The 23,588-nt window shown below is 57.9% G+C and carries 18 protein-coding genes and 1 pseudogene; 8 read left to right on the top strand and 11 right to left on the bottom strand.

Annotated features, from left to right (window positions below):
• Positions 1 to 3: 3 nt before the first annotated feature.
• Entirely contained in the window at positions 4 to 1,968 is a 1,965-nt protein-coding gene (locus tag F8562_RS00695) for a peptidase U32 family protein (RefSeq protein ID WP_094909387.1), read from the bottom strand.
• A 166-nt stretch (positions 1,969 to 2,134) separates the two neighbouring features.
• A pseudogene (locus F8562_RS00690) lies at positions 2,135 to 2,747 on the bottom strand (helix-turn-helix domain-containing protein).
• Positions 2,748 to 2,926: 179 nt separating this feature from the next.
• Here F8562_RS00690 and F8562_RS00685 point away from each other — a divergent pair.
• Positions 2,927 to 4,093, top strand: a complete 1,167-nt coding sequence (locus F8562_RS00685) for a benzoate/H(+) symporter BenE family transporter (RefSeq protein WP_014838376.1) — start codon at positions 2,927 to 2,929, stop codon at positions 4,091 to 4,093.
• On the opposite strand, the gene F8562_RS00680 is transcribed toward F8562_RS00685, so the two are convergent.
• Positions 4,073 to 4,939, bottom strand: coding sequence for an AraC family transcriptional regulator (locus F8562_RS00680; RefSeq protein WP_014229221.1), 867 nt, complete (start codon positions 4,937 to 4,939; stop codon positions 4,073 to 4,075). The genes F8562_RS00685 and F8562_RS00680 overlap by 21 nt on opposite strands.
• Before the next feature lie 182 nt (positions 4,940 to 5,121).
• Here F8562_RS00680 and F8562_RS00675 point away from each other — a divergent pair, with 182 nt between their 5' ends.
• A complete protein-coding gene (locus tag F8562_RS00675; RefSeq protein WP_014838374.1) occupies positions 5,122 to 6,039 on the top strand; it encodes a DMT family transporter in 918 nt (305 codons plus the stop codon).
• A 75-nt stretch (positions 6,040 to 6,114) separates the two neighbouring features.
• Here the strand turns inward: F8562_RS00675 and F8562_RS00670 are convergent, their stop codons facing one another.
• Both F8562_RS00670 and F8562_RS00665 read right to left on the bottom strand, forming a co-directional pair.
• Positions 6,115 to 6,783 (bottom strand): DUF3313 domain-containing protein, encoded by a 669-nt coding sequence (locus F8562_RS00670; protein WP_089046362.1) that lies wholly within the window; start codon positions 6,781 to 6,783, stop codon positions 6,115 to 6,117.
• A gap of 139 nt (positions 6,784 to 6,922) precedes the next feature.
• Positions 6,923 to 8,515, bottom strand: coding sequence for an ABC transporter substrate-binding protein (locus F8562_RS00665; protein WP_014229218.1), 1,593 nt, complete (start codon positions 8,513 to 8,515; stop codon positions 6,923 to 6,925).
• 113 nt (positions 8,516 to 8,628) lie between these two features.
• Between F8562_RS00665 and pepT the strand changes: the two genes are divergently transcribed.
• Entirely contained in the window at positions 8,629 to 9,858 is a 1,230-nt protein-coding gene (pepT, locus tag F8562_RS00660) for a peptidase T (RefSeq protein WP_094909376.1), read from the top strand.
• Here pepT and tehB read toward each other — a convergent pair.
• Positions 9,855 to 10,451: a tellurite resistance methyltransferase TehB gene (tehB, locus tag F8562_RS00655; RefSeq protein WP_014838371.1), complete on the bottom strand. Its 597-nt coding sequence runs from the start codon at positions 10,449 to 10,451 to the stop codon at positions 9,855 to 9,857. The two genes, pepT and tehB, sit on opposite strands and share 4 nt — an antisense overlap.
• 2 nt (positions 10,452 to 10,453) lie before the next feature.
• Positions 10,454 to 11,452, bottom strand: coding sequence for a dicarboxylate transporter/tellurite-resistance protein TehA (tehA, locus tag F8562_RS00650; RefSeq protein WP_014838370.1), 999 nt, complete (start codon positions 11,450 to 11,452; stop codon positions 10,454 to 10,456).
• A gap of 110 nt (positions 11,453 to 11,562) precedes the next feature.
• Between tehA and ydcK the strand changes: the two genes are divergently transcribed.
• The gene (gene ydcK, locus F8562_RS00645) at positions 11,563 to 12,543 is read left to right on the top strand and encodes a YdcK family protein (protein WP_014838369.1); all 981 of its coding nucleotides are present in this window, start codon (positions 11,563 to 11,565) and stop codon (positions 12,541 to 12,543) included.
• Between the two features lie 122 nt (positions 12,544 to 12,665).
• Here ydcK and rimL read toward each other — a convergent pair whose 3' ends face one another.
• The 4 genes from rimL to F8562_RS00625 form a co-directional block, all read right to left on the bottom strand.
• Complete coding sequence (gene rimL / locus F8562_RS00640; protein ID WP_014838368.1) at positions 12,666 to 13,250, bottom strand: 50S ribosomal protein L7/L12-serine acetyltransferase; 585 nt, start codon at positions 13,248 to 13,250, stop codon at positions 12,666 to 12,668.
• A gap of 75 nt (positions 13,251 to 13,325) precedes the next feature.
• Positions 13,326 to 14,981, bottom strand: coding sequence for a glucan biosynthesis protein D (locus tag F8562_RS00635; protein ID WP_004850560.1), 1,656 nt, complete (start codon positions 14,979 to 14,981; stop codon positions 13,326 to 13,328).
• A 330-nt stretch (positions 14,982 to 15,311) separates the two neighbouring features.
• Positions 15,312 to 16,820, bottom strand: coding sequence for a carboxylesterase/lipase family protein (locus tag F8562_RS00630; protein WP_014229212.1), 1,509 nt, complete (start codon positions 16,818 to 16,820; stop codon positions 15,312 to 15,314).
• Positions 16,821 to 16,862: 42 nt separating this feature from the next.
• Positions 16,863 to 18,206, bottom strand: coding sequence for a VOC family protein (locus F8562_RS00625; RefSeq protein WP_004850554.1), 1,344 nt, complete (start codon positions 18,204 to 18,206; stop codon positions 16,863 to 16,865).
• A 239-nt stretch (positions 18,207 to 18,445) separates the two neighbouring features.
• Here F8562_RS00625 and pcaH point away from each other — a divergent pair, with 239 nt between their 5' ends.
• The 4 genes from pcaH to F8562_RS00605 all read left to right on the top strand — a co-directional run bounded on the left by pcaH (position 18,446) and on the right by F8562_RS00605 (position 23,564).
• Complete coding sequence (gene pcaH / locus F8562_RS00620; RefSeq protein WP_004850552.1) at positions 18,446 to 19,186, top strand: protocatechuate 3,4-dioxygenase subunit beta; 741 nt, start codon at positions 18,446 to 18,448, stop codon at positions 19,184 to 19,186.
• Positions 19,183 to 19,803 carry a protocatechuate 3,4-dioxygenase subunit alpha gene (gene pcaG / locus F8562_RS00615; protein ID WP_004850549.1) on the top strand — a complete coding sequence of 207 codons (621 nt, stop codon included), beginning with the start codon at positions 19,183 to 19,185 and terminating at the stop codon, positions 19,801 to 19,803. Before pcaH ends, pcaG begins: the two co-directional genes overlap by 4 nt.
• Positions 19,804 to 19,975: 172 nt before the next feature.
• Positions 19,976 to 20,899 carry a LysR substrate-binding domain-containing protein gene (locus tag F8562_RS00610; RefSeq protein ID WP_004850547.1) on the top strand — a complete coding sequence of 308 codons (924 nt, stop codon included), beginning with the start codon at positions 19,976 to 19,978 and terminating at the stop codon, positions 20,897 to 20,899.
• A gap of 292 nt (positions 20,900 to 21,191) precedes the next feature.
• Positions 21,192 to 23,564 carry a membrane-bound PQQ-dependent dehydrogenase, glucose/quinate/shikimate family gene (locus F8562_RS00605; protein WP_014838367.1) on the top strand — a complete coding sequence of 791 codons (2,373 nt, stop codon included), beginning with the start codon at positions 21,192 to 21,194 and terminating at the stop codon, positions 23,562 to 23,564.
• The last annotated feature ends 24 nt before the right edge of the window (positions 23,565 to 23,588 follow it).

Here is a 23,588-nt window from a genome sequence, read left to right as displayed (position 1 = left end):
TTATCAGGCGCCCTTGCGTTTCGGCAGGGTTTTCATCAGCTCATCGGGACTCACGGACGCCACGATACTGCCCGGCAGCGGCATTTTCAGGATATGGTTTTTTATCTTACCGACCACGTGCATTTCGCATGGGCGGCAGTCAAATTTCAGCGTCAGCACTTCATCGCCGTGGATCAGCTGCATTGGCGTCGCTTTCCAGCTTTTAATCGAACCTTTGGCCTGTTTCGGACACAGGTTGAAGGCAAAGCGCAGGCAGTGCTTGGTAATCATGACCGGCACGTCGCCCTTCTCTTCATGAGCTTCATAGGCGGCGTCGATCAGCTGCACGCCGTAGCGTTGATAAAACTCGCGCGCTTTGTGGTTGTAGACGTTAGCCAGAAACGACAGATGCGTTTCCGGATAGACCGGCGGCGGCACCGAAACCGGCTTGCGGCTGCCGCGCACCACGGCCTTCAGACGCGCATCATCAAGCATTTCCGCCGTTTCACGGCGCAGCTGGTTCAGCAGGCTGTTTGGCACGAACAGCGCGCCGGGCAGGTTAATCTCAACGTTGCGCGAATAGTAAAGGGTCTGGCCGAGCTTCGCCACGCCATCGCGCAGGTTCGCCAGCGCTTTCTCCGCCTGGGTCGCCTCGGCAAACTCGCCGTCCAGCGTGTGGGTGACGCTCACGCCCTCTTCGCTGGTCATCGTCAGGACCAGCTGCTCCTGCCAGCCGCTCAGTTCGATATCGACGGCGATGCGGCGCTCGCTGGAGGTTTTCAGCAGCGCCTGCTGCCAGTTATGATCGAGGTTGCGGTTTAACGGCTGATGCGGACGCACTTTGTGTAAATCCGCGGGCATCTCGTTCGGCCATACGCGATAGCGGTTTTCGCCGGTTTTCTCCACCGTGTTGGCGCGAAAGCCGACGATTTCACGTTTGATCATCACGTTGAGGCCGTCGCCGTTGGTCAGCGTTTCGCTCACCTCAACGTCGAGAAAATCTTTACTGACTTTCAGGACTTCCCCCACCGGCAGACCAATAAACTTTGGCGAGTCAAACGCGCCAATATCGCCTTTGCGCGCGTTGACAAAATAGTCGGTGCTGCCGCGATGGAAGGTCTTATCCGTTGACGGAACAAAGAAGTGTTCGGTACGCCCCGCCGAGGCGCGGGCCAGGTCGCCGCGATCGTCAATAATGGCGTCGAGCATCTGGCGATAGTGCGCGGTGATGTTCTTCACATAGCTCATATCTTTGTAGCGGCCTTCAATCTTGAAGGAACGTACCCCGGCATCGATCAGCGCGGCCAGGTTGGCGGTCTGATCGTTGTCTTTCATCGACAGCAGGTGCTTTTCATACGCCACCACGCGGCCCTGATCATCTTTCAGGGTATAGGGCAGACGGCAGGCCTGCGAGCAGTCGCCGCGGTTGGCGCTGCGCCCGGTCTGAGCATGGGAAATATTGCACTGGCCGGAATAGGCCACGCACAGCGCGCCGTGGATGAAAAACTCAATGGTCGCGTCGGTGTTATCGTAAATCGCTTTGATCTGCTGAAGATTCAGCTCGCGGGCGAGCACGATTTGGCTGAAGCCGACGTCGGAGAGAAACTTCGCTTTCTCAACGCTGCGGATATCGCACTGGGTGCTGGCGTGCAGCTCAATCGGCGGAATATCCAGCTCCATGACCCCCATATCCTGGACAATCAGCGCGTCCACGCCGGTTTCATAGAGGTCGGTTATCAGGCGCTGCGCCGGCTCCAGCTCATCATCATGAAGAATGGTGTTCAGGGTCACGAACACTTTCGCCCCGTAGCGATGGGCAAACGGTACCAGACCGGCGATATCGCTCAGGCTGTTGCTGGCGTTGTGGCGCGCGCCAAAGCCCGGCCCGCCGATGTAGACCGCATCCGCGCCGTGTAAAATCGCTTCACGGGCGATCCCGGCATCGCGGGCAGGACTCAGTAGTTCAAGATGATGGTTTTGCAGGCGCATACGCTCGTCGTTATCCATTATAGGGGGTCGAAATGGCGGCTATTGTAGTCAGAACCTGGCGCAGACCAAAACATTTTCCATCGCCGCCGCGGAAGGAATTTTCATTTTTTAGCAAAGCATTGAAGGAAAAGATATTTCCCAGAAAAAGTGCCTGAGGATAGAGTCATCACGTATTCCGGATTTTCCTCGTCACGTTGTGATTTGTTGTCTCAGACATTTGCCTGGCCGCGAGTTTACTCGCGGCTTTTTTATTTCGGGTAGTGGATCAGCGAATGAAAATGGGCAGTCTGCCCACCGCTATTGCGATAGGAGTGCGCTAAATCGCCGGCGAAACGCCGCCCTTCCCCTGGCTGCAGCGATTGCCAGCAGTCCTGCAGGCAAAGATCCAGCACGCCGCTAATCACCACCACATGTTCGATAACCCCTTGCTCATGCGGCGTTGACTCACTCAGCGCGCCCGGGGCCAGGGTGATGGAGAAGTGATCGAAGCGCAGCACCGGGTCCCAAGGGAATAGCGGCGTGACCACCATGGCCTGCTGCTGGGGATCAAATGCCGTCGGTTCACCGGCCTCATCGGCAACGATAAAGGCGGAAAACGGCACGTTAAGCCCGGTGGCGATTTTCCATAACGTCGCTACCGTCGGGCTGGATTCGTTGCGTTCAATCTGGCCCAGCATGGCCTTCGACACGCCGGTCTCTTCCGCCAGGCGCGACAGGCTCCAGCCGCGCTGCTGGCGCAGCGTTTTTAACGTTGCCGACAGGTGTTGCGCAATATCCATTCAACCTCCCAATAATATCTGAAGGAATTATACGCCCATTCACCTGATTCTACAGGGAATTGACGTATAGCGCTCGCCCGGGCTCCGCTATCCGGGTCTGGCGTTGCCGAAAAGCCAGTTGTGCGCTATAACGCACAATGCTACATTATATCGACCGTTATAACGCACAAGGCACACCCATGCGCTCTTTCTCTCTCCCTTTTCCGAGTCTGCTCGCCGGCTTCGTCGCCGTGCTGGTCGGCTATGCCAGCTCTGCCGCCATTATCTGGCAGGCAGCGGCGGCGGCAGGCGCCGATGCTGCGCAAATCGCCGGCTGGATGACCGCCTTAGGTCTGGGAATGGGCATCAGCACCCTGGCCCTCACCGTCTGGCGAAAGGTGCCCATCCTGACGGCCTGGTCAACGCCCGGCGCGGCGCTGCTGGTCAGCGGTCTGCAGGGGGTCACGCTCTCCCAGGCGGTTGGCGTCTTTATTTTTGCCAACGCCTTAATCGTGCTTTGCGGCATCACCGGCATATTTGCCCGGCTCATGAAGATTATTCCCCATTCGCTGGCGGCGGCGATGCTGGCCGGCATATTGCTGCGCTTTGGCATGCAGGCTTTCGCCAGCCTGCAGGCTAATCTGCTGCTATGCGGCAGTATGTTAGCCGTATGGTTACTGTGCAAAGCCTGGCTTCCCCGCTTCGCGGTTGTCGCCGCCCTGCTGACAGGAAGCGCGGTGGCCGGATTGAGTGGAGAAGTGACAACGTCACAAATAAACTTCAGCATTGTCGCCCCTTCCTGGATCGCCCCTGAATTCACGCCGGCGCTGTTGATCAGCGTCGGTATACCGTTTTTCCTCGTCACCATGGCGTCGCAAAACGCCCCCGGCTTCGCCACCCTCCAGGCCTCAGGCTATCGGGTCCCCGCTTCAACGCTTATTGTCGTCACCGGCGGCCTGGCGCTGCTGCTGTCGCCTTTCGGGGTCTACTCGATCTGCATCGCCGCCATTACGGCCGCGATTTGCCAGAGCCCGGAAGCCCATCCGGACCCGCAAAAACGCTGGCTCGCGGCGGCGGCGGCGGGCGTGTTTTATCTGCTGGCGGGGATATTTGGCGGCTCAATCACCTCGTTGATGTCGGCGCTGCCGATAGCGTGGGTCCAGATGCTTGCCGGGCTGGCGCTGCTCGGTACCATCGGCGGCAGCCTGTTTCAGGCATTGAATCATGAGAGTGAGCGCGATGCGGCGGTAGTAACGTTTCTGGTCACCGCCAGCGGCGTGACGCTGGCCGGTATCGGCTCAGCGTTTTGGGGGCTGGTTCTCGGCGGCGTCAGCTACGTTTTGCTGTCAACGCTGCGCCGCGCGTAGCTGCGAGGGCGTCAGGCCGGTGGCGCTTTTCACCCGGTTGCTGAAGTGGCTGGCGCTGCTAAAACCGCAGGCCATGGCGATATCGGTTAACGGCAGCCGACTCTGGCTAATCAGCGCCTGCGCTTTAACCATCCGGCGCTGCATAACGTACTGATGCGGCGCCATCTTCATCGACTGGCGAAACATCCGCGCAAAATGGTATTCGCTTAACGCCGCTTCCTGCGCCAGATCGGCAAGAGTGAGCGGCTGGTCGAGGTTCTCCTCAATCCATGCCAGCAGATTGCGCAAGACGTGCGGCGCCAGCCCGCCGGTCACGGTCGGTAAACGCCACTGAACGTTCGAATAGTGCTGAATCAGGTGGGTGAGCAGCAGCGTGCTGGCCGAACTCAACGTCAGCTGATTCGCCTGCTGCTGCCAGTCGTTGTCGAGGAGAAACTGGCGGTAGACGGCGGTGATTTTGTCATCGCTGGAAAACGTTTTCTCCTGCAGCGTGAACGAGGCCGGGCTGCGGTCCCAAATCTGCTCGCCTACCCGGCGCAGGTGTTCATCGGTGCAGTAAAGATGCACAAAAGAGAGATCGCCGCGGATATCCCAGGTGCTCTCATCGCCTTTCGGCATCAGGCAAAAACGATCCGGCCCGCCGCCGTTTTTCCAGCCGTGGGGAGTTTTTTGGTAGCTTTCGTAGCCATCGGCAATATAGAGGCTCAGGGTATGGTGGTCGCTTTGTACCGTGATGGTATCAAGATTGTTATACCACGCCGCCAGCTGAATACCGGAGTTGAGGTTCACCGTCCCCCGCAGCACGGCATTTTTTTGACGCAATGTTTCGAAAGTCCCGTAAGCCATAGCCTTCACAGTTCAGATTCCGCAGATCGCTAGTCTAAGAAGAGTCGCCGGCAGATACCAGCATTCCCCCGCCGCTAATGAAAAATAAGCGCAAGAATTTGCAAGTCGGCGACAAGCTGATGACAGCGCCGAATTCGCCCAGGCCGCACAATGACCGGTACAACACTCACAGGAGAGACATTTTGAACGCATTACTCTACGGGTTGGTCGTGGTTATCTGGGGCACCACCTGGATTGCTATCTTTTTGCAGCAGGGGCCGGTTGCCGCGCCGGTGTCTATTTTCTGGCGCTTCGCCGTCGCCAGCGTCGCGATGTTGACCATTCTGCTGGTTACCCGCCGCCTGCGGCCGCTTGCCGCGCGCGACCATCTCTTTTGCCTGCTACAGGGCTGCTGCGTTTTCTGCTTTAATTTCTGGTGTTTCTATACCGCCGCCGCGTATATCAATACCGGGCTGGAGTCGGTGATCTTCTCCATGGCGGTGTTGTTTAACGCGATCAATAGCTTTCTCTTCTATCGCCAGCAGCCTCCGGGCCGTTTCTGGCTGGCCGCCGCGCTGGGGCTGGCGGGGATCGTGACGCTATTCTGGGATGATTTATGGGCCAGCGGCCTGAACGCCTCGCTCCTGCTGGGTATTGCCCTCAGCGCATTGGGCACCTATGGATTTTCGCTCGGCAATATGCTCAGCATCCGCCACCAGCGCCGCGGTCTGGAGACGTTGACCACCAACAGCTGGGCCATGCTTTACGGCACCCTGGTCATGGGCGCGATCGCGCTGGTTCGCGGTGATAATTTCGCGCCGCAGTGGACCCTCAGCTATATGGGCGCGCTACTGTATCTCGCCGTGTTTGGCTCGGTGATTGCCTTTGGCGCCTATTTTACGCTGGTGGGGCGAATCGGCGCGGGTAAAGCGGCATACAGCACCCTGCTGTTTCCACTCGTCGCGCTGACTATTTCGACTTTTTATGAAGGTTACGTCTGGCACAGTAGCGCCGTGGCCGGACTGGCGCTGATCCTGGTCGGAAATCTGGTAATGTTCGCTCGCCCGGAGCAGTGGCTGCTGCGGCGCAGGCTGGCCTGGGTTCGCTCGGATCGCTGCTGACGCTCGCGCTGCCGTCGAGGGGAAATGAAAAAGGCGCTATCAACCACTAGCGCCTTGATTAACGGATACGCCTGATTAACGGTTATTGGGGTCGAATTTCACCGCGTCAATCGCCATATCATCAATGACCTGCTTCAGGGTCTCGACGGTGAGCGGCGTATTTTCGTTGGACAGGTTTTTACCTTCGCCCTTACGGACCACTTTGATAACCGGCTTTTTGGTCGCCGCATCAATCAGCTCCCCTTCAAAAAACAGGTTGGTGTCCATGGTACGGTGGCCCGTTGCCGCCTGCGTACCGGCAATAATCATCGCGACCGGAATCACTTCGTAGAACTGCAGCCCTTCTTTGCTGGAATCCACGCCGGTGATGGCGCCGCGGAAGATCAGGCTGCGCTTGCCCGGGGTGGTTGCCAGCGGTTTACGCTCGGAAATAGCCTGTTTCATCTCTTTATTGGTGTAATTCAGGATATCCCTGAGCGCCTTCTCGCCCACCTGGGTGGTGGGTTTTGGTACCGGGTAATAGGTGATCGGGTTATAGACGATATTGTCATAGTTGCTCGGATTGTAATTCGGCGAAATCCAGCGCAGTTCCGGTTTGCCGGACGCCGAGGTGGTTTCTTTTAAGTTAGAGTAATCTTTTAAAAATCCCGAATATTGTTCCGGCTTAGCGATTTTGGATGAGCAACCGGCCAATGCTAACAGGCCAGCAAGCGCAGCGACTTTAAAAAATAACGGAGTACGCATATAGGTTAATCCCTGTGAATACCATTTATCGGCAAGAGTTATAGCAAATAACAGGGGTAAGTTTTGTGGCAAAAGCGGTGCTACGTCAAGTAGCTGGAAAAAATAAACCCGCCGTTGCCGGCGGGCCGTGATTGGCTGTTTATCTGATATCAACCTGATAAAAAATATGCTTGCCAAAGGGGTCTATTTCGTAGCCTGACACGTTTTTACGCACCGGTTCAAATATTGTCGAGTGGGCAATCATGACTGCCGGCATCTGGTCATGCATCATCTGCTGCGCCTGGCGATAGAGCGCTTCGCGTTTTTGGCGATCGGTTATCGATTTTGCCTCGGCGATAATTTTATCAAACGGCTGATAGCACCATTTTGCCGAGTTTGACCCGCCGTTCGCCGACTGGCAGGTAAAGAGTGGGCCGAAGAAGTTATCCGGATCGCCGGTCGCGGTCGTCCAGCCCATCAGCGCCGCCTGATGTTCGCCATCCTTCACCCGCTTTAAGTATTCACCCCACTCATAGGTTGTGATTTTCGTTTGCACGCCAATTTTCGCCCAGTCGGCCTGGATCATTTCGGCCATGCGTTTGGCGTTCGGGTTATAGGGTCGCTGCACCGGCATCGCCCACAGATCGATGGTAATTGGCCCCGCAACCCCCGATTCCGCCAGCAGCGCTTTGGCTTTCTGCGGGTCGTAGTCATAATCCTTCAGCTGGCTATCCGCGCTCCATACGCCCGGCGGCAGCAGGTTTTTCGCCGCCGTACCGGTACCGTGGAACACCGCTTCAATGATCGCCGGTTTATTGATCGCCATCGCTAAGGCCTGACGCACCTTAACGTTGTCCAGCGGCGCTTTTTGGGTGTTAAACGCCAGGAAACCGGTGTTAAGGCCCGCTTTGCTCATCAGGTTGATCGCGTTGTTCTCTTTCATTCGCGGCAGGTCGGCCGGATTGGGGAACGGCATCACCTGGCACTCGTTTTTCTCCAGCTTGGCGTAGCGCACCGAGGCGTCCGGCGTGATACTAAAAATGAGACGATCGATATGCGCCTTCCCCTGCCAGTATTCCGGGAACGCGGTGAAAAGAATTCGGGAATCTTTTTGATATTGCGCGAGTTTGAAAGGTCCGGTACCAATCGGGTCCATATCCACGCGCTCTGGCGTGCCGGCTTTTAGCATCGCATCGGCATATTCCGCCGATAAAATAGAAGCGAAATACCAGGCAAGATCGGCCACAAAGGGCGCTTCGGCATGGGCCAGCGTGAAACGCACCGTATATTCATCAGGCTTATCAATCGCGGTAATTAACTGGCCAAATTCGAGGCTTTCAAAATTGGAGTAATTGCCGCTGGAGATATTATGATAAGGATGGTGAGGATCTTTTTGCCGCATAAACGAAAAAATAACGTCGTCGGCATTAAAATCGCGGCTGGGTTTAAAATATTTATTACTCTGGAATTTAACGCCTTTGCGTAAATGAAAAGTATAAACTTTCCCATCTTCGCTGACTTCCCAGCTTTCGGCGAGGCTCGGCACCAGTTCTGTGGTGCCGGCTTTGAAATCGACCAGTCGGTTATAGACCGGCACCGCGCTGGCGTCCACGCTGGTCCCGGAGGTGTAGAGTTGCGGGTTAAAGTTTTCCGGCGATCCTTCTGAACAGTAGACCAGCGTTTTTGCGCTAATGGCCGAGCTGGCCGTCAGGGCCGCTAACGCCAGAGCAAGCGTCGTGAATCTGCGTTGCATAGGTTTTCCTTTTTAATTTGTCAGCTAATGAATAGCTTGTTGTTTTCCCTTTCATACATAACACTAAAGCCTGATTGCAAACACCTGAAAATTCGAATAAAGAAGGAATCACTATGTCATCAGCCCTGGCCAGTCAATTAACCCAACGCTTCTTTCGCTACCTGGCGATAACCAGCCAAAGCGACCCGCGAGCCACGACGCTGCCTACCACCGCCGGGCAACACGCGATGGCGCAGGCCCTTGCGGATGAGCTACGCCAGCTGGGGCTGGATGAGATTGTGATTGACGAGCACGCCACCGTCACGGCGGTGAAAAAAGGCAACGTCGCAGGCGCGCCGCGGATTGGCTTTATTACCCACATCGATACCGTTGACGTCGGTTTGTCGCCGGATATTCATCCACAAATTCTGCGTTTTACTGGTGAAGATCTCTGTTTGAACAGGGATAAAGATATCTGGCTGCGCGTTGCGGAACATCCGGAAATCCTCGCTTATCCCAATGAAGAGATTATTTTCAGCGACGGCACCAGCGTGCTCGGGGCGGATAACAAGTCCGCCGTTACGGTGGTGATGACGGTGCTGGAAAACCTGACGGCGGAACACCGCCACGGCGACATCGTGGTCGCGTTTGTGCCGGATGAAGAAGTGGGCCTGCGCGGCGCGAAGGCGCTGAATCTCGCGCGCTTTGCCGTCGATTTTGCCTGGACCATCGACTGCTGCGAGCTCGGCGAAATCGTCTATGAAAACTTTAACGCCGCCGCGGCAGAGATTCGCTTTACCGGCGTGACCGCTCACCCCATGTCATCAAAGGGCGTGCTGGTGAACCCGCTGCTGATGGCCACCGATTACATGAGCCATTTCGATCGCCAGCAAACGCCGGAGCATACCGCCGGACGCGAGGGCTACGTTTGGTTTAACGGTATCCAGGGCGATCAGAACAGCACCCTGCTGCAGGCCAGCATTCGCGATTTCGACCTCGAAAGTTTTCATCGCCGTAAGCAGCAAATTAGCGAGGTGGCGCAGAAAATCGCCGCGCAGTATCCGACCGGAAAGGTGGAATTTCACATCAGCGATACCTATAGCAACATCAGCAATGCCATCGGCGAAGACCGCCGCGCCGTTGATCTGATGTTCGAAGCGATGGAAAGCTTAGGCATTACGCCGAAACCGACGCCGATGCGCGGCGGCACCGACGGTGCGGCCCTGTCGGCAAAAGGCGTATTAACGCCCAACTTCTTTACCGGCGCGCACAACTTCCACTCGAAATTTGAGTTTCTGCCGCTGCGCGCCTTTGAGGCCTCTTATCAGACCGCATTACAGCTCTGCCTGTTAGCGGCGCGTTAAGCCGGTTTGCGCGCCAGCATCGTGGCGAAACGCAGCTTAATCCGGTTCCCGCTGGCGTCGGTGCGGTGGAGTTCACCGACGTCTTCGTTATATTTGAGTAACGTCCAGCATTCATAATTATTGCGCAGCTCTCCCGGTTTAAACGCGAACGGGAAGCCGACGCTGCACGGATAATCGTCGGTATCCATAGCCGCAACAATCAGATTGTAGCCGCCGGGTCTGGTGCAGCGCTGCATGTTAGCAATCAGACCCGGGATGGTCTTCGCGTCGAGGAACATCATCACCACGGTCGAAAGAATAAAGTCATACTCGCCGTCAAAGCTGAGGGCGTTAAGGTCCTTAATCGCCGTCCGCAGATTCTCCAGCCCTTCCGCCTGACGAATGCGCTCAAGATTTCCGATGCTGGCCGGATTTTTATCCCACGCGGTGACATCAAACCCGTTGGCCGCGAGGTAGAGGCTATTGCGCCCGTTGCCGCAGCCCAGATCCAGCGCCTTGCCCGGCGCGATCAGGGTGGCGGCGTGCAGCACCTCGGAGTGGGTGCGGGTCATCCCGTATTTATCGGTGAAGTAATTTTCGTCACGAAGCGTCATGGTTAATCCTTATTTTTTAATAATGTGTCGCGCTCAACGCGAATCAGCAGTTTACCGCGCATCAGCAGCAGGAAGGTACGAATCAGCAGCAGCCCGACGATCAGATTGGTGAAGAGAAACAGCGGGAGCGCGAGGGTATGGAAAAAGCCGTCCGGATGCTGATGACCGAGATGCAGGCCGGTGGTCGCCAGCGCGGAGATGCCGAACGAGAAGCTCCAGAACGAGGCGTTAAACGGCTGGCGCAGGTACCACGGCATCAGGCGCAGCATGAACAGCAGCTGCAGCAGACCATAGCCGAACAGCAGCTTAGCGAAGGTATCCGCCTCGCCGCCGTTCACGCTCAGCCAGGCGCTGCACGCCACCAGCGCCGGCGCCAGCTGAATGCCGAGGGCGGTGCGCATGGCCATCGGCAGTTCGCCGTCGCTGCGCAGGCGCTGCAGAATCACCGGTTCAAGGCTAAGCCAGGAGAATAAGCCGGCGCCCAGAAACACAAGACCGGCGTCGGTAAAGCCCAGCGCGCCGCAGGCCATGGCGCTGATAAAGTTATTCGCCACCGTCGGCAGATAGAGACCCGGGGTGGTCGCCTCATTGGGATGCTTCCCCCGCCATAGCCCGGCGCTCTGCCAGGCCGCATAGCTTAGCTGCAGCACTACGCCAATCGCGAATAACACCAGCGAGAGTGGCCGCAGCCAGGGAACAAAGCCGATGGCCACCAGCATGGTCGTCGCCGGAAACAGGCTGACAAAACTGCTGGCCACCGGATGGCGCATCTCCTGCAGTACGCTGTGCGGGAAACGGACTGCACGGCTGATAAACGCCAGCGCCAGCAGCGCCCAGACGAGGGTGGCCACGATAACCAGACCGTCGCCGATTGTCCGGCTCACCGGCCAGATCGTGCTGGCGTAGCGCCAGGCGAAGCCCATGCCGATAATGCCCAGAACCATACCAAAATAGCCCGCCGGGAGATTCAGCACCCGGCTCACGCGCTGCTCTTTATTCATTTTGTTTAAATTTTCAATTTATCTTAAGTTGCATTCTAAAGGAACCTTCAAAAACGCGCTACGGCGTTTTTTGCTATGTTTATGTTAACCATACGTAATGAGAAAGGCAGATGCGCAAATATTACCTCAGCGAGAAGGTTCGCCAGTTTCACTATGAAGCCGACGGAAACAAACATAGCGTCAATCTGCGGCAAATTGTCGCCTTACGCGATTTCGCTGACGTGAAGCGCGGCGATGAAGGCGGCTGGCTGGACAATGAAGCAGCCCTGAGCCACGAAGGCGAGTGCTGGATTTATGACCCGAATAGCGCGGTGTTTGCCGGTGCGAAAATCGAGGGCAATGCCCGCTTAACCGGCGAGTGCATTATCAGCCATGGCGCCATCGTCAGCGATAACGCGCGACTGGACAGCGTACAGGCAAGCCACTGCGCGCGCATAAGTGACAACGTCACCGTTTCGCATTCGCAGATTCGGGGTTATTGTCACCTGGCCGACAATGCGCAGATCCTCCCCCACTCGCTTATTATCGCCGCCCAGGGTCTGACCGCCGACAGCGACAAAATCCTGCGCATTTATCAGCGGGCAACGGTCAGCGCTTCGCGCATCGTTCACCAGGCACAAGTTTACGGCGACGCGTTTGTCGAACACGCGTTTGTTGAGCATCGGGCGGAAATCTTCGATTGCGCGCGGCTGGAGGGTAACGACGAAAACGACGTCTGGGTCTGCGATAACGCGCGAGTTTATGGCCACGCGAGGATTATCGCCGGGCGGGAAGAGGACGCCATCCCCACCCTGCGCTACAGCTCGCAGGTGGCGGAGCACGCGGTGGTCGAAGGCAACTGCCTGCTGAAGCATCGGGTGATGGTCGGCGGGCATGCGCACCTGCGCGGCGGGCCGATTCTGCTGGACGATAGCGTGTTAATTGAAGGCCATGCGGTGATTTGCGGCGATGTGGTGATTGAACATCAGGTGACGATCGGCGACAGGGCGCGAATTGAAGCCAGCGCGGGCGACGCCATTTCTATCAGAGGGGAGAAAGTGATAAACGGCGACGAACTTTTTACCCGCACGCCCATTGTCGGCTTTCTATAACCTTTGCTCCCGACCGCGTGGTTTATCAGCTTCAGGCCCCTGCGCGCTGTTCCCCGGGGGGCGGCGCTCAACGCGCCTTGCCCGGGCTACATCTCAGCGCGGCCCGTAGCCCGGGCAAGGCGTCAGCCGCGAGCCGGGAATTGCCCGGTGTCACAATCAATAATGCGCCCGTAGATATTCTGGTCATCGTACGAACCGTTCAGATACTCGGCCTGCTTCAGGCACCCTTCGAGGGTGAAACCGTTACGCAGGGCGACCTGATTGCTTCTCTGGTTTGCTACCCGACATTTAATCACGAAGCGGCGAACCGTCCCGCTGCGGGCAAAAGCGTCCATCAGCGCCTGCAGCGCCTGAGAAAGTAGCCCCTGCCCCTGGTGGCTTTCATCAATCCAGTAGCCGATGTATGCGGTCTTATTGATCGGCTCAATTTGGTTAAACGACAGTACGCCGACGATCTCTTCTCGCAGAAAGAGCAAAAACATTTTGGCGTAACCGCGCTGGTGCAGCATCACGTTGCCCTGCACGTGGCGGCGGGTTTCGTCTTCGTGACTGACTTCAGCGGGCCAGCTCAGCGATTGCTGGAGCCAGCGCTGGTTCTTGATCACCAGCTGATGCAGCTCAGCGACGTGGCTTTCATCCACAGCGCGCAGAGAAAGCGACTCGGTGACGGGGATAGTTTCTCTCGCAGGCGCGTTTTCGGCAGTCATAATGGACTCTGATTAATAGTCTGATTAAAAAACAAACGCCCGCTAAGTTACCTTAGCGGGCGGAATCAAGGGCAATTATTTCATTACCCGATCGTCAACATAGTTACGCTTGTCTGGCGCTGGCGGGAAGTACTGATAGAGCCAGGTTTCGCTGATCGCTTCCCCCTGGCAGCGCAGGAACATGCGCATTTCGACCGGGTCGGTCGAATCCGAGGTCGGGTACCAGTCAAACTGGATGCGATAGCCATCAAACGGTTCCACGTAGAGAATTTCTATCTGCTTCGCTTCGCCGCTCGACAGGGTAATCACCGGCTCAATGCCTCTTGGCGCCGCGGCCTTCAGGTCGCCGCCGACAAAATCGATAGCAAAACGACGGGTCCATTTATCCGGGTAGTGCTCACCCGGCGCCCAGCCTTCCGGGAAACCGCCCATTCCGGTACGCGTGGCCAATACCCGCGCCAGCGGCGAACGGACCGGCGGCTGCGCGCTCCAGTAGAGTCGATAGCGGAAGTCCAGCTCATCCCCGGCTTTAACCGGCTTCTCGGGCTGCCAGAAGCAAACGATATTGTCCAGCGTTTCACCGGTCGTCGGGATCTCCATCAGGTTGACGGCCCCTTTACCCCACTGGTTGCGCGGCTCCACCCACAGGCTCGGGCGTTTGTTATACCAGCCCATGATGTCCTGATAGTGGGAGAAGTCGCGATCCAGCTGCAGCAGGCCAAAACCGCGCGGATTTTTATCCTGGAAAGCGTTGAACTGCAGCTTCTGCGGGTTGTTCAGCGGGCGGCACACCCACTCGCCGTTGCCCAGCCACATCGACAGGCGGTCGGAGTCGTGGATCTGCGGATGGATAGTGTCGCACATCCGCCGTTCGTTATTGCCGCAGCTGAACATACTGGTCATCGGCGCGATGCCCAGCTGTTTGATGTCTTTACGCGCGTAGATGTGGTTTTCCACATCCATAATCACCTGCGTCTCCTGACAGTTAACCACGAACTTATAGGCGCCGGTGACGCTTGGGCTGTCGAGCAGCGCATAGACGGTAAATACCGTTGCCCCCGGTTTCACGGTCTCAAACCAGAAGGAGGTGAAGTCCGGGAACTCTTCCGGCGTATCGGTAAAGGTATCGATCGCCAGGCCGCGGGCGGAGAGTCCGTATTGATAAGTGCTGTCTACCGCGCGGAAGTAGCTCGCGCCGAGGAAGGCGACGATATCGCGGCGCGCCAGCTCCGGCGCCTTAAACACGCGGAACCCGGCAAAGCCGAGATCGCTCTGGCCTTCCAGCTGTTTGGTGTCGACGCCGGCGTCATTATATTTAAACAGCTCGGGACGGAAGTGAATTTCCCGCGCCTGCTGGGTTTGTGAATCCAGGGAGAACATCCGTACGCGGCGGCGGAACCCCATCCCGACGTGGAAGAACTGAATATCCAGCTTGCGCTCTTCGATATTACTCCACAGGGAGTGCGCAGCATCGTACTGAATGCTGTTGTAGGCCTGCGGGGTCAGGTTTGCCAGGGTTGGCGGCAGATCGCGCGGCGCGCCGCCCCAGGGCTGACGCGCAAGATCGTGGGCCATCGACTGAAGTACGGAATAGTCAAAGCGACGGGTCTGGCCGTCGGCAATTCCCGAGTCCTCGGCGAAGGCCGCTTTCGAGAATAGAGAGGCAACTCCTGACGTTCCGCATACGGCGGCAACAGCCATGGAAGATTTGAGAAAACGTCTGCGGTTCATGCCTGAGAGAGCATCCTTCTTCATATGTGAATTGAGACGCGACGTAACAAACCCATGCGTCGTGAATGTCGCTCACTCTAGACAAAAATGATTGATAATCCAATTGTTGACGGCAGAAATGCGTGAAAAAAATATGTCCACCGGACCAGACCGAATTACCGATATCCGGGGGGCGGCGATGATTTCACCAACCGGCGGCGTTTCATGCTAAATACCGCGGCGGCAAAGCAAAACAGGAAGCGGCCAGACGAACGCTGGCCGCGCAGGCGATTATTTTTGCTGCAGAAGGTTAAAAACGTCCCGCGGCAGACGGAGATCTTCCGGACAGCGTTAATCCAGCGTCACATGGTGCTTCATCACCCGCCGAAACAGCGCCAGACGCGCGCGCATAAAGCGGTTTTCCACCTTAAAACCGGCCCGCTTGTGCAAACCGATGCGCAACAGACGGTCCCGTCCGCGCACGCTGGCGGGCCAGCGCACCGGCCCGGAGAGCTCGTGGCAGCCGTTACCCGCTACACGGGCAAAGCTAGCCCAATAGTCGGCAACCCGGGCGGCAAAGGTCCGGTCGCGATCGTTCGCATACTGTCGCACCGGCTCGGCAAGGTCGAGATTGTCAAAAACGTACGCCACTTCATTACCGTGCCACGCGCCGTGCGGATAGGTTTGGTGTTCCGCCTCGGCAACGTAGTCAAACCAGTAGCGCCAGCACGGTTGCCCTACCCGCTGCTGCGCCTGCATCACCACGTAACCCAGGGTGGTAAAGGCCATATCGCGGCAGACTTCACGCCCTAATGCTTCATCGCCCTTGACGCCGGGATAGAGCAGCTTAATCAAACCGAGACCAAAACGGCGTTCGCGGCGAAGCTTCTGGATCTGCCCGGCGATATCGACGCCAAACACCGCCATGACGCTGGCCTCATCGCTGTTCGAGCCAATCATCACCGGCAGCGGGTGCTGACGCCCGCTAAAAAAAGTCTCCAGCATCGGCTGCGGCAGTACGGCATCGCCAACAATGGGCGCCGGGCCGATGGTAAGCGGTGCGGTCAGCGACCAGAACGCGTCCGCCGGAATCGCCCGCAGCTGTTCGGCGCTGGCCTGCGGTAAAGAGAAGTGCTCCGCGATGAGCTGCCCTTTGGCCAGCGCCTTTTCCCGCGGCAGATCCGGCAAGGTATAGCCGCTCTGAATAATCGCCTTATGGAACAGCCCTCTTGATTTTGGCGAAACCATGAGCGACAGCACGCTGCGCGCCCCGGCGGACTCGCCGAACAGCGTCACGTTGGCCGCATCGCCGCCGAAGGCATGAATGTTTTCCTGAACCCACTGCAGGGCGGCGATCTGATCGAGCAGCGCGAAATTATAGATGCGCTCCCCCTCTTCTTCCTCCAGCGCCGGATGGGCAAAAAAGCCCAGATGCCCCAGCCGGTAGTTAACCGTCACCACCACCACGTCACGGGACGCTAAGGCTTTACCGTCATAGGGCGGTAAGCTTCCCGCGCCGATGGTATAGCCGCCGCCGTGCAGCCAGACCATCACCGGCAGCGGCTGCGCGCGCGAAGCGGGTGACCAGACGTTAAGGTAGAGGCAATCCTCGGAAAAGCGGCCGGGATCGCCGCCGCCGAGCTCACGACAGTACTCAATATCCTGCCAGCTGGAGGCCGAGAAACTCTCCGCCCGGCGCACGCCCTGCCAGCGGGCGGCAGGCTGCGGCGCGCGCCAGCGGAGATCGCCGACGGGCGGCGCGGCATAGGGTATACCGCGCCAGATATGCATGTTCTCTTCAGCGGTGCCGGATAGGGTGCCCTGCCGGGTTTTCACCAGCGGGGTAGACGGATTCTGCATGACCTGCTTCCTTTAACGACTCATGCCAGCAGAGTACTGATTTTACAGCAGACCGCAACGTCGTTTACTGCGCTCTTCCGCCTGTTGATAAAGGGCAAACTCATCATAGACCGGACAGCCCAGCGCCTCCTCAAAGGCCTGGCGGCTGGCGTTGCCGTGGCTGCGGGTCTGTATCTCGTTGCCCAGGTTAGACTGAAAAATCCCGGCGGCGCTGACCGGCAAAAAGTCTTCATAAATAATCGGTTGTGCGATGACCCAGCCGCGTTCAATCAGCGGCTGCGGATCGTCGCCCGGACGAAACGCCTGACGGTGCGCTTCGCCGGCGGGCGTCAGGCGATAGCGAAAGTACGCCAGCCCCTGCTGACGCAGCAGGAATTCGCTGTCCGGGAACGGGCTAAACACCTCCTGCAGATGACGCTGATGGGTGAGATTATCTTTGCCCACCCCCGCCTCGCCAAGCAGTCGGTCGTACAGGGCGCGGCCCTTCGGCGTTAAGGCGATACCGCGCTGCTCGATTTCGCCAAAGCGAGCCGTATGCGTGCCTCTATGCTCTCCGGCAAACATCACCGGTTCCTCAAGGGCCTTAAAGCTGGTCTGGCGCAGTAAAATGGGCACATCGCGGCGCGGCGGCCCTTCTATCAACGCTTTTGGCGCGATACCGCACTCGGGCATTAACGCCTGCACCCGGTCAATATCCAGGGTGCGCGGCGTCAGATGATTAATGTGGCAGCCGGGGAAACAGACCACATCGGCAATCAGCCGGTGCTCTTCATGCAGCGCGTGATAGGTTTCCTCATCGACGGTGGCGTGTCGATGCCAGCGAAAGGTTTCCAGCGCCTGTTGCACAAACTCGCGCGCCTCTGCGGCGGTAAACTCCCCTTTCTGTTCATGTAACGCGATCAGTTCACGACAGCGCGGCGTGAAGATATCGCGTCGGGAAAGGATATCCGCCGCCCGCTGACGCAAAGCTTCATTGGCGATAAGTTCAAGTCGCAGAAGCGAGGTAAAAACGCGAAACGGATTGCGCGCCAGCGCGGCGTCATCAATGGGGCGAAACGCGGTGGAGTGAACCGGTACGCCGGCCTGCGACAGATCGTAATAGCTGACGGGATACATTCCCATAATGGCAAACATGCGACGCAAGGTCGCCAGTTCCTCCGCCGTACCGACGCGGATCGCGCCGTGGCGTTCAACGTTCAGCCGCGCCAGTTCATCGGCGTTGGCCAGTTGTTCGTGCAGCGTCGGGTTATTCTCCAGTATGGCCAGGTTAACGTCGGCCACCAGCTCCAGTAGCGTCCCGTACTGCGGAACTTCCTGCTGGTACATCGCCGACATCGCCTGCGAAAAGCTTTCCCGAATCTCATCAGCCGTGATGGTGTTCGCCATGATGTCTTACCTCCAGTGAATTCTCCCTGGAGTGTAGGAAAGCTCTCTGCAGACGGCGGGAAGAATTTACAAACTGTGATGCCGGTAGCTGGCCGGTTTATTTTCAACCGCTCACTTCATAACCGCCGGTTATGTTAAACACCCTTTAATTTCACTTTAAATTAACAAAACATTTACACACACTGCGAGTGGCGACATTACAACAACATGCCTCTCTACCGATAATATGGAGTACCCTCATGAACGACAAATGGTCACCGCGCGAGGTCCTGCACCGCGACTACAGCAGCCATCCTCCCGCTTACGCCCCGGGCTATAAAACCAGCGTGCTGCGCTCGCCGCGCAATGCGCTCATTTCCCTGCAGAATTCCCTTTCTGAAATCACCGGACCGGTTTTCAGCAGCGACGATCTCGGCGCGCTCGATAACGACCTGATCCTCAACTACGCCAAAGACGGCCTGCCGATTGGCGAAAGGATAATCGTCCACGGCTACGTTCGCGATGGATTTGGCCGACCAATGAAAAATACGCTGGTCGAAGTCTGGCAGGCCAACGCGGGCGGACGCTACCGGCATAAGAAAGATCAATACCTGGCGCCTATCGACCCGAACTTTGGCGGCTGCGGACGGGTGCTGACAGACGAAAACGGCTACTATTGTTTCCGCACCATCAAGCCCGGCCCCTATCCGTGGCGCAACCAGGTAAGCGACTGGCGTCCGGCGCATATTCACTTTTCGCTCTCCGGCGACGCCTGGGCACAGCGCCTGATCACGCAGATGTATTTCGAAGGCGATCCGCTGATTAAACAGTGTCCTATTGTTAAAACCATCAATAACGATGATGCCATCAGGACATTAATCGCCGAGCTGGATACCCATGCCGCCGTACCGCTGGACTCTCTGGCTTACCGTTTTGATCTCGTGCTGCGCGGCCATCGCGCAACGCTGTTTGAAAACCGCACGCAGGGGGCCGCCCGATGAAAGATTATTTACCTGAAACCGCGTCACAAACCGCCGGCCCTTATGTGCATATCGGCCTCGCGCCGGACGCCGCCGGTTTCCATATCTTTGAGAAAAATTTTGGCCCGACGCTGACAACGGCAGACACCGAGGGCGAACGCATTACTATCGAAGGCAGAGTCATCGACGGCTCCGGCACGCCGGTGCGCGATGTGCTGCTGGAAATCTGGCAGGCCAACGCCGCCGGGCGCTATAACCATCCCGACGACCGACAGCAGGGCAAGAAGCTGGATGCGGCGTTTCGCGGCTGGGGACGCAGCTGCTCGGACTTCACCAGCGGCGTCTGGCGCTTCGAAACCATTAAACCCGGGGCCGTGGTAGGTCGCGACGGGCGCACCATGGCGCCGCACGTTAATCTGTGGGTGGTCGCCCGCGGGATTAATATTGGCCTCAACACGCGGATGTACTTTTCCGACGAGCAGGATGCCAACCAGGTCGACCCGGTGCTGAATTTGATTGAGTGGGAAGTGCGTCGCCAGACCCTCATCGCGCAGCGCGAGGTCCGCGGCGCGGAGATCGTATATCGCTTCGATATTCACCTGCAGGGCGAAAACGAAACCGTCTTCTTCGATATCTGAGTTTTTTCTTCCTTTTTCCGCCCCTGCCGGTCAGGGGCGACGCTATATGGCAAACTCAATAAAATCAACTTGTAAAATAATAATATAAAATGTTAATAATATTTTGCTATGAAGTTAACAATTTTAATCGCCCTTACTTGTCACTGGGACGCCTCTGTTTTTAACATTGATTATGCAAAAAAATGGTCTTTTCAGTCAGCGCATTCGCTTGCGCCATCTACATACTTTCGTGGCCGTCGCTCAACAGGGAACTCTTGGGCGTGCGGCTGAAACCTTAAATCTGAGTCAACCGGCTTTATCTAAAACGCTAAACGAACTGGAGCAGCTGACCGGTACCCGGCTGTTTGAGCGTGGACGCCTCGGCGCGCAGCTCACGCTGGTCGGCGAACAGTTTCTCACCCACGCGGTTAAAGTGCTCGACGCGCTCAATACCGCGGGACAGGCGCTAAACCGTAAAGAAGGCCTCAACAGCGATATCGTGCGCATCGGGGCGCTCCCCACCGCCGCGCTGGGGATCCTGCCCTCGGTGATCGGCCAGTTCCATCAGCAGCAAAAAGATATCACCCTGCAGGTGGCGACCATGAATAACACCATGCTGCTGGCCGGACTCAAATCGGGAGAAATCGATATCGGTATCGGACGGATGTCCGATCCGGAGTTGATGAGCGGGTTGAACTATGAACTGCTGTTTCTCGAATCCCTGAAGCTGGTGGTTCGTCCGGGGCATCCGCTGCTGCAGGAAACGGTTACGCTGAGTCGGGTCATGGAGTGGCCGGTGGTGGTTTCGCCCAAAGGTACGCTGCCGCGACAGAACGCCGAAACCCTGCTGCAAAGCCAGGGCTGCAAAATTCCGTCTGGCTGCATCGAGACGCTGTCGGCTTCCCTGTCGCGCCAGCTCACCGTCGATTACGACTACGTCTGGTTTGTCCCCTCCGGTGCGGTCAAAGACGACCTGCGCCGTGGGCTGCTGGCCGCGCTGCCGGTGCCCACCCAGGGCGCGGGCGAACCGATAGGTATTCTCACCCGAGTGGACGCCACGCTCACCGCGGGAACACAAACCCTGCTGAGCGCCATTCGTAAATCGATGCCCGTCTGATCGCCCTCTCCCCGACCGTTACCCGCGTCGGGGAGATCTGACCGCCTGATTTCCTTTTCGCACCCACCATATTCACCACAATAATCAATTAGTGCGAAATCATTCATTAACAATTGCGTAAATTTCTTTAACAGATCTATCATAGCCACGATTTCACCAAATGGTTCACTCGAAATCAATAACAGTAAAAAACATGCTTTTATGAAGGTCAACATCGCTTCATTCAAAAGCCTTCACTTGAGAAATTGATTCATCTGGTTCACGCCTGTTCAGGGGTGGTTAAGGAGAAAAAATGGCAACTGGCAACGCGCCGCGAGGATTCCCCCGGGTCCTGCAGTGGCTTCTCGCCGGGCTGATGCTGATCATCGGCCTGGCTATCGGTATTCTTGGTGCAAAGCTCGCCTCCGTTGGCGGGACCTTCTATTTTGCGATTATGGGCCTGGTGATGGTTATCGCCGCGGTGCTCATTTTCCGCAGCCGTCGCGGCGGTATCATACTGTACGCGATAGCGTTTATCGCCTCGATCGTCTGGGCCATTAGCGATGCCGGCTGGACCTACTGGCCGCTGTTCTCGCGCCTGTTCGCGCTCGGCGTACTGGCCTTCCTTGCCGCGCTGGTCTGGCCGTTTCTGTCCCGGGAGCCGGCGAAAAAAGGGCCGGCGTTTGGCCTGGCAGCGGTGCTGGCGGTGGTACTGTTGGTCAGTTTCGGCTGGATGTTTAAATCCCAGCCGCTGGTCAGCGCCAGCGAGGCGGTGCCGGTTAAACCGGTCGCCGCGGGCGAGCAGCAGAAAAACTGGGCGCACTGGGGCAACACCACCCACGGCGACCGTTTCGCCGCCCTCGACCAGATTAACAAACAGAACGTTGACCAGCTGCAGGTTGCCTGGGTCGCCCACACCGGGGATATCCCGCAGAGCAACGGCTCCGGCGCGGAAGACCAGAATACGCCGCTGCAAATTGGCGATACGCTTTACGTCTGTACGCCCTACAGCAAGGTGCTGGCGCTGGATGTCGATAGCGGTAAAGAGAAATGGCGCTATGATTCAAAAGCCACTGCGCCGAACTGGCAGCGCTGCCGCGGCTTAGGCTATTACGAAGAGAGCCAGGCCCAGGTTTCCCCTGCCGCCGACGCGCAGCCGGCCGCCTGCTCCCGCCGCCTGTTCCTGCCAACCTCCGACGCCCGTCTGATCGCTATTGATGCCGATAACGGTAAACTGTGCGACGCCTTCGGCGACCACGGTATTGTGGACCTGAGCGTTGGCATGGGGGAAATCAAAGCGGGTTACTACCAGCAGACCTCCACGCCGCTGGTGGCGGGTAACGTGGTCGTGGTTGGCGGTCGCGTGGCGGATAACTTCTCCACCGGCGAGCCCCCGGGCGTCGTTCGCGCCTATGATGTTCATACCGGCAAACTGGCGTGGGCATGGGATCCGGGCAACCCGAACCTGACCGGCGAACCGCCGGCCGGACAGACCTACACCCGCGGTACGCCGAACGTCTGGTCGGCCATGTCCTATGACGCGAAGCTGAATCTGATTTATCTGCCGACCGGTAACGCAACGCCGGACTTCTTTGGCGGCGAACGTACCGCGCTGGACGATAAATACAGTTCCTCCATCGTGGCCGTTGACGCCACGACCGGCCAGGTACGCTGGCATTATCAGACCACCCATCACGATCTCTGGGATTTCGACCTGCCTTCCCAGCCGCTGCTGTACGATCTGCCTGACGGTAAAGGCGGCACCACGCCGGTGCTGGTGCAAACCAGCAAGCAGGGCATGATCTTTATGCTGAACCGCGCCACCGGTGAACCGGTCGCCAAGGTTGAGGAACGTCCAGTCCCGGCGGGCAACGTCAAGGGCGAGCGCTACTCGCCGACCCAGCCCTACTCCGTCGGCATGCCAATGATCGGCAACGAGACGCTGACCGAGTCGGATATGTGGGGCGCGACGCCTGTCGACCTGCTGCTGTGCCGCATCCAGTTTAAAGAGATGCGTCACCAGGGCGTCTTCACCCCGCCGGGCGAGGATCGTTCGCTGCAGTATCCCGGCTCGCTGGGCGGGATGAACTGGGGCAGCGTGTCGGTTGACCCGAACAACAGCCTGATGTTCGTCAATGATATGCGCCTTGGCCTCGCCAACTATATGGTGCCGCGCGCCAAAGTGGCGAAGGACGCCAGCGGTATCGAAATGGGGATTGTGCCGATGGAGGGCACGCCGTTCGGCGCCATGCGCGAACGTTTCCTGTCGCCGCTGGGCATTCCGTGCCAGAAACCACCGTTCGGCACTATGTCAGCGGTTGATTTGAAAACCGGCAAACTGGTGTGGCAGGTTCCGGTGGGCACCGTTGAGGACACCGGCCCGCTGGGGATCCGCATGCATATGCCAATCCCTATCGGTATGCCGACGCTGGGCGCCTCGTTATCAACCCAGTCCGGCCTGCTGTTCTTCGCGGGCACCCAGGACTTCTACCTGCGCGCGTTTGATACCGCCAACGGGAAAGAGATCTGGAAATCGCGTCTGCCGGTCGGCAGTCAGTCCGGCCCGATGACCTACGTATCGCCGAAAACCGGCAAGCAGTACATCATCATCAACGCGGGCGGCGCTCGCCAGTCGCCGGACCGCGGCGATTATATTATCGCCTACGCGCTTCCGCAGCAGAAGTAACCGCCAGGGCCCCAAACGGGGCCC

This window comes from Klebsiella sp. RCJ4 (genome assembly GCF_009025755.1).
GTDB lineage: Bacteria > Pseudomonadota > Gammaproteobacteria > Enterobacterales > Enterobacteriaceae > Klebsiella > Klebsiella michiganensis.
This window is presented reverse-complemented; position numbering and strand designations above follow the sequence as displayed.

What these genes read in the sequence shown, in the direction of transcription:
- F8562_RS00635 (WP_004850560.1), bottom strand. Translation starts at nt 14,981, where the DNA reads ATGAACCGCAGACGTTTTCTCAAATCTTCCATGGCTGTTGCCGCCGTA.
- F8562_RS00630 (WP_014229212.1), bottom strand. Translation starts at nt 16,820, where the DNA reads ATGCAGAATCCGTCTACCCCGCTGGTGAAAACCCGGCAGGGCACCCTA.
- F8562_RS00695 (WP_094909387.1), bottom strand. Translation starts at nt 1,968, where the DNA reads ATGCGCCTGCAAAACCATCATCTTGAACTACTGAGTCCTGCCCGCGAT.
- F8562_RS00670 (WP_089046362.1), bottom strand. Translation starts at nt 6,783, where the DNA reads ATGCGTACTCCGTTATTTTTTAAAGTCGCTGCGCTTGCTGGCCTGTTA.
- pcaG (WP_004850549.1), top strand. Translation starts at nt 19,183, where the DNA reads ATGAAAGATTATTTACCTGAAACCGCGTCACAAACCGCCGGCCCTTAT.
- F8562_RS00685 (WP_014838376.1), top strand. Translation starts at nt 2,927, where the DNA reads ATGCGCTCTTTCTCTCTCCCTTTTCCGAGTCTGCTCGCCGGCTTCGTC.
- pcaH (WP_004850552.1), top strand. Translation starts at nt 18,446, where the DNA reads ATGAACGACAAATGGTCACCGCGCGAGGTCCTGCACCGCGACTACAGC.
- F8562_RS00605 (WP_014838367.1), top strand. Translation starts at nt 21,192, where the DNA reads ATGGCAACTGGCAACGCGCCGCGAGGATTCCCCCGGGTCCTGCAGTGG.
- ydcK (WP_014838369.1), top strand. Translation starts at nt 11,563, where the DNA reads ATGCGCAAATATTACCTCAGCGAGAAGGTTCGCCAGTTTCACTATGAA.
- tehA (WP_014838370.1), bottom strand. Translation starts at nt 11,452, where the DNA reads ATGAATAAAGAGCAGCGCGTGAGCCGGGTGCTGAATCTCCCGGCGGGC.
- rimL (WP_014838368.1), bottom strand. Translation starts at nt 13,250, where the DNA reads ATGACTGCCGAAAACGCGCCTGCGAGAGAAACTATCCCCGTCACCGAG.
- tehB (WP_014838371.1), bottom strand. Translation starts at nt 10,451, where the DNA reads ATGACGCTTCGTGACGAAAATTACTTCACCGATAAATACGGGATGACC.
- pepT (WP_094909376.1), top strand. Translation starts at nt 8,629, where the DNA reads ATGTCATCAGCCCTGGCCAGTCAATTAACCCAACGCTTCTTTCGCTAC.
- F8562_RS00625 (WP_004850554.1), bottom strand. Translation starts at nt 18,206, where the DNA reads ATGGCGAACACCATCACGGCTGATGAGATTCGGGAAAGCTTTTCGCAG.
- F8562_RS00680 (WP_014229221.1), bottom strand. Translation starts at nt 4,939, where the DNA reads ATGGCTTACGGGACTTTCGAAACATTGCGTCAAAAAAATGCCGTGCTG.
- F8562_RS00610 (WP_004850547.1), top strand. Translation starts at nt 19,976, where the DNA reads ATGCAAAAAAATGGTCTTTTCAGTCAGCGCATTCGCTTGCGCCATCTA.
- F8562_RS00665 (WP_014229218.1), bottom strand. Translation starts at nt 8,515, where the DNA reads ATGCAACGCAGATTCACGACGCTTGCTCTGGCGTTAGCGGCCCTGACG.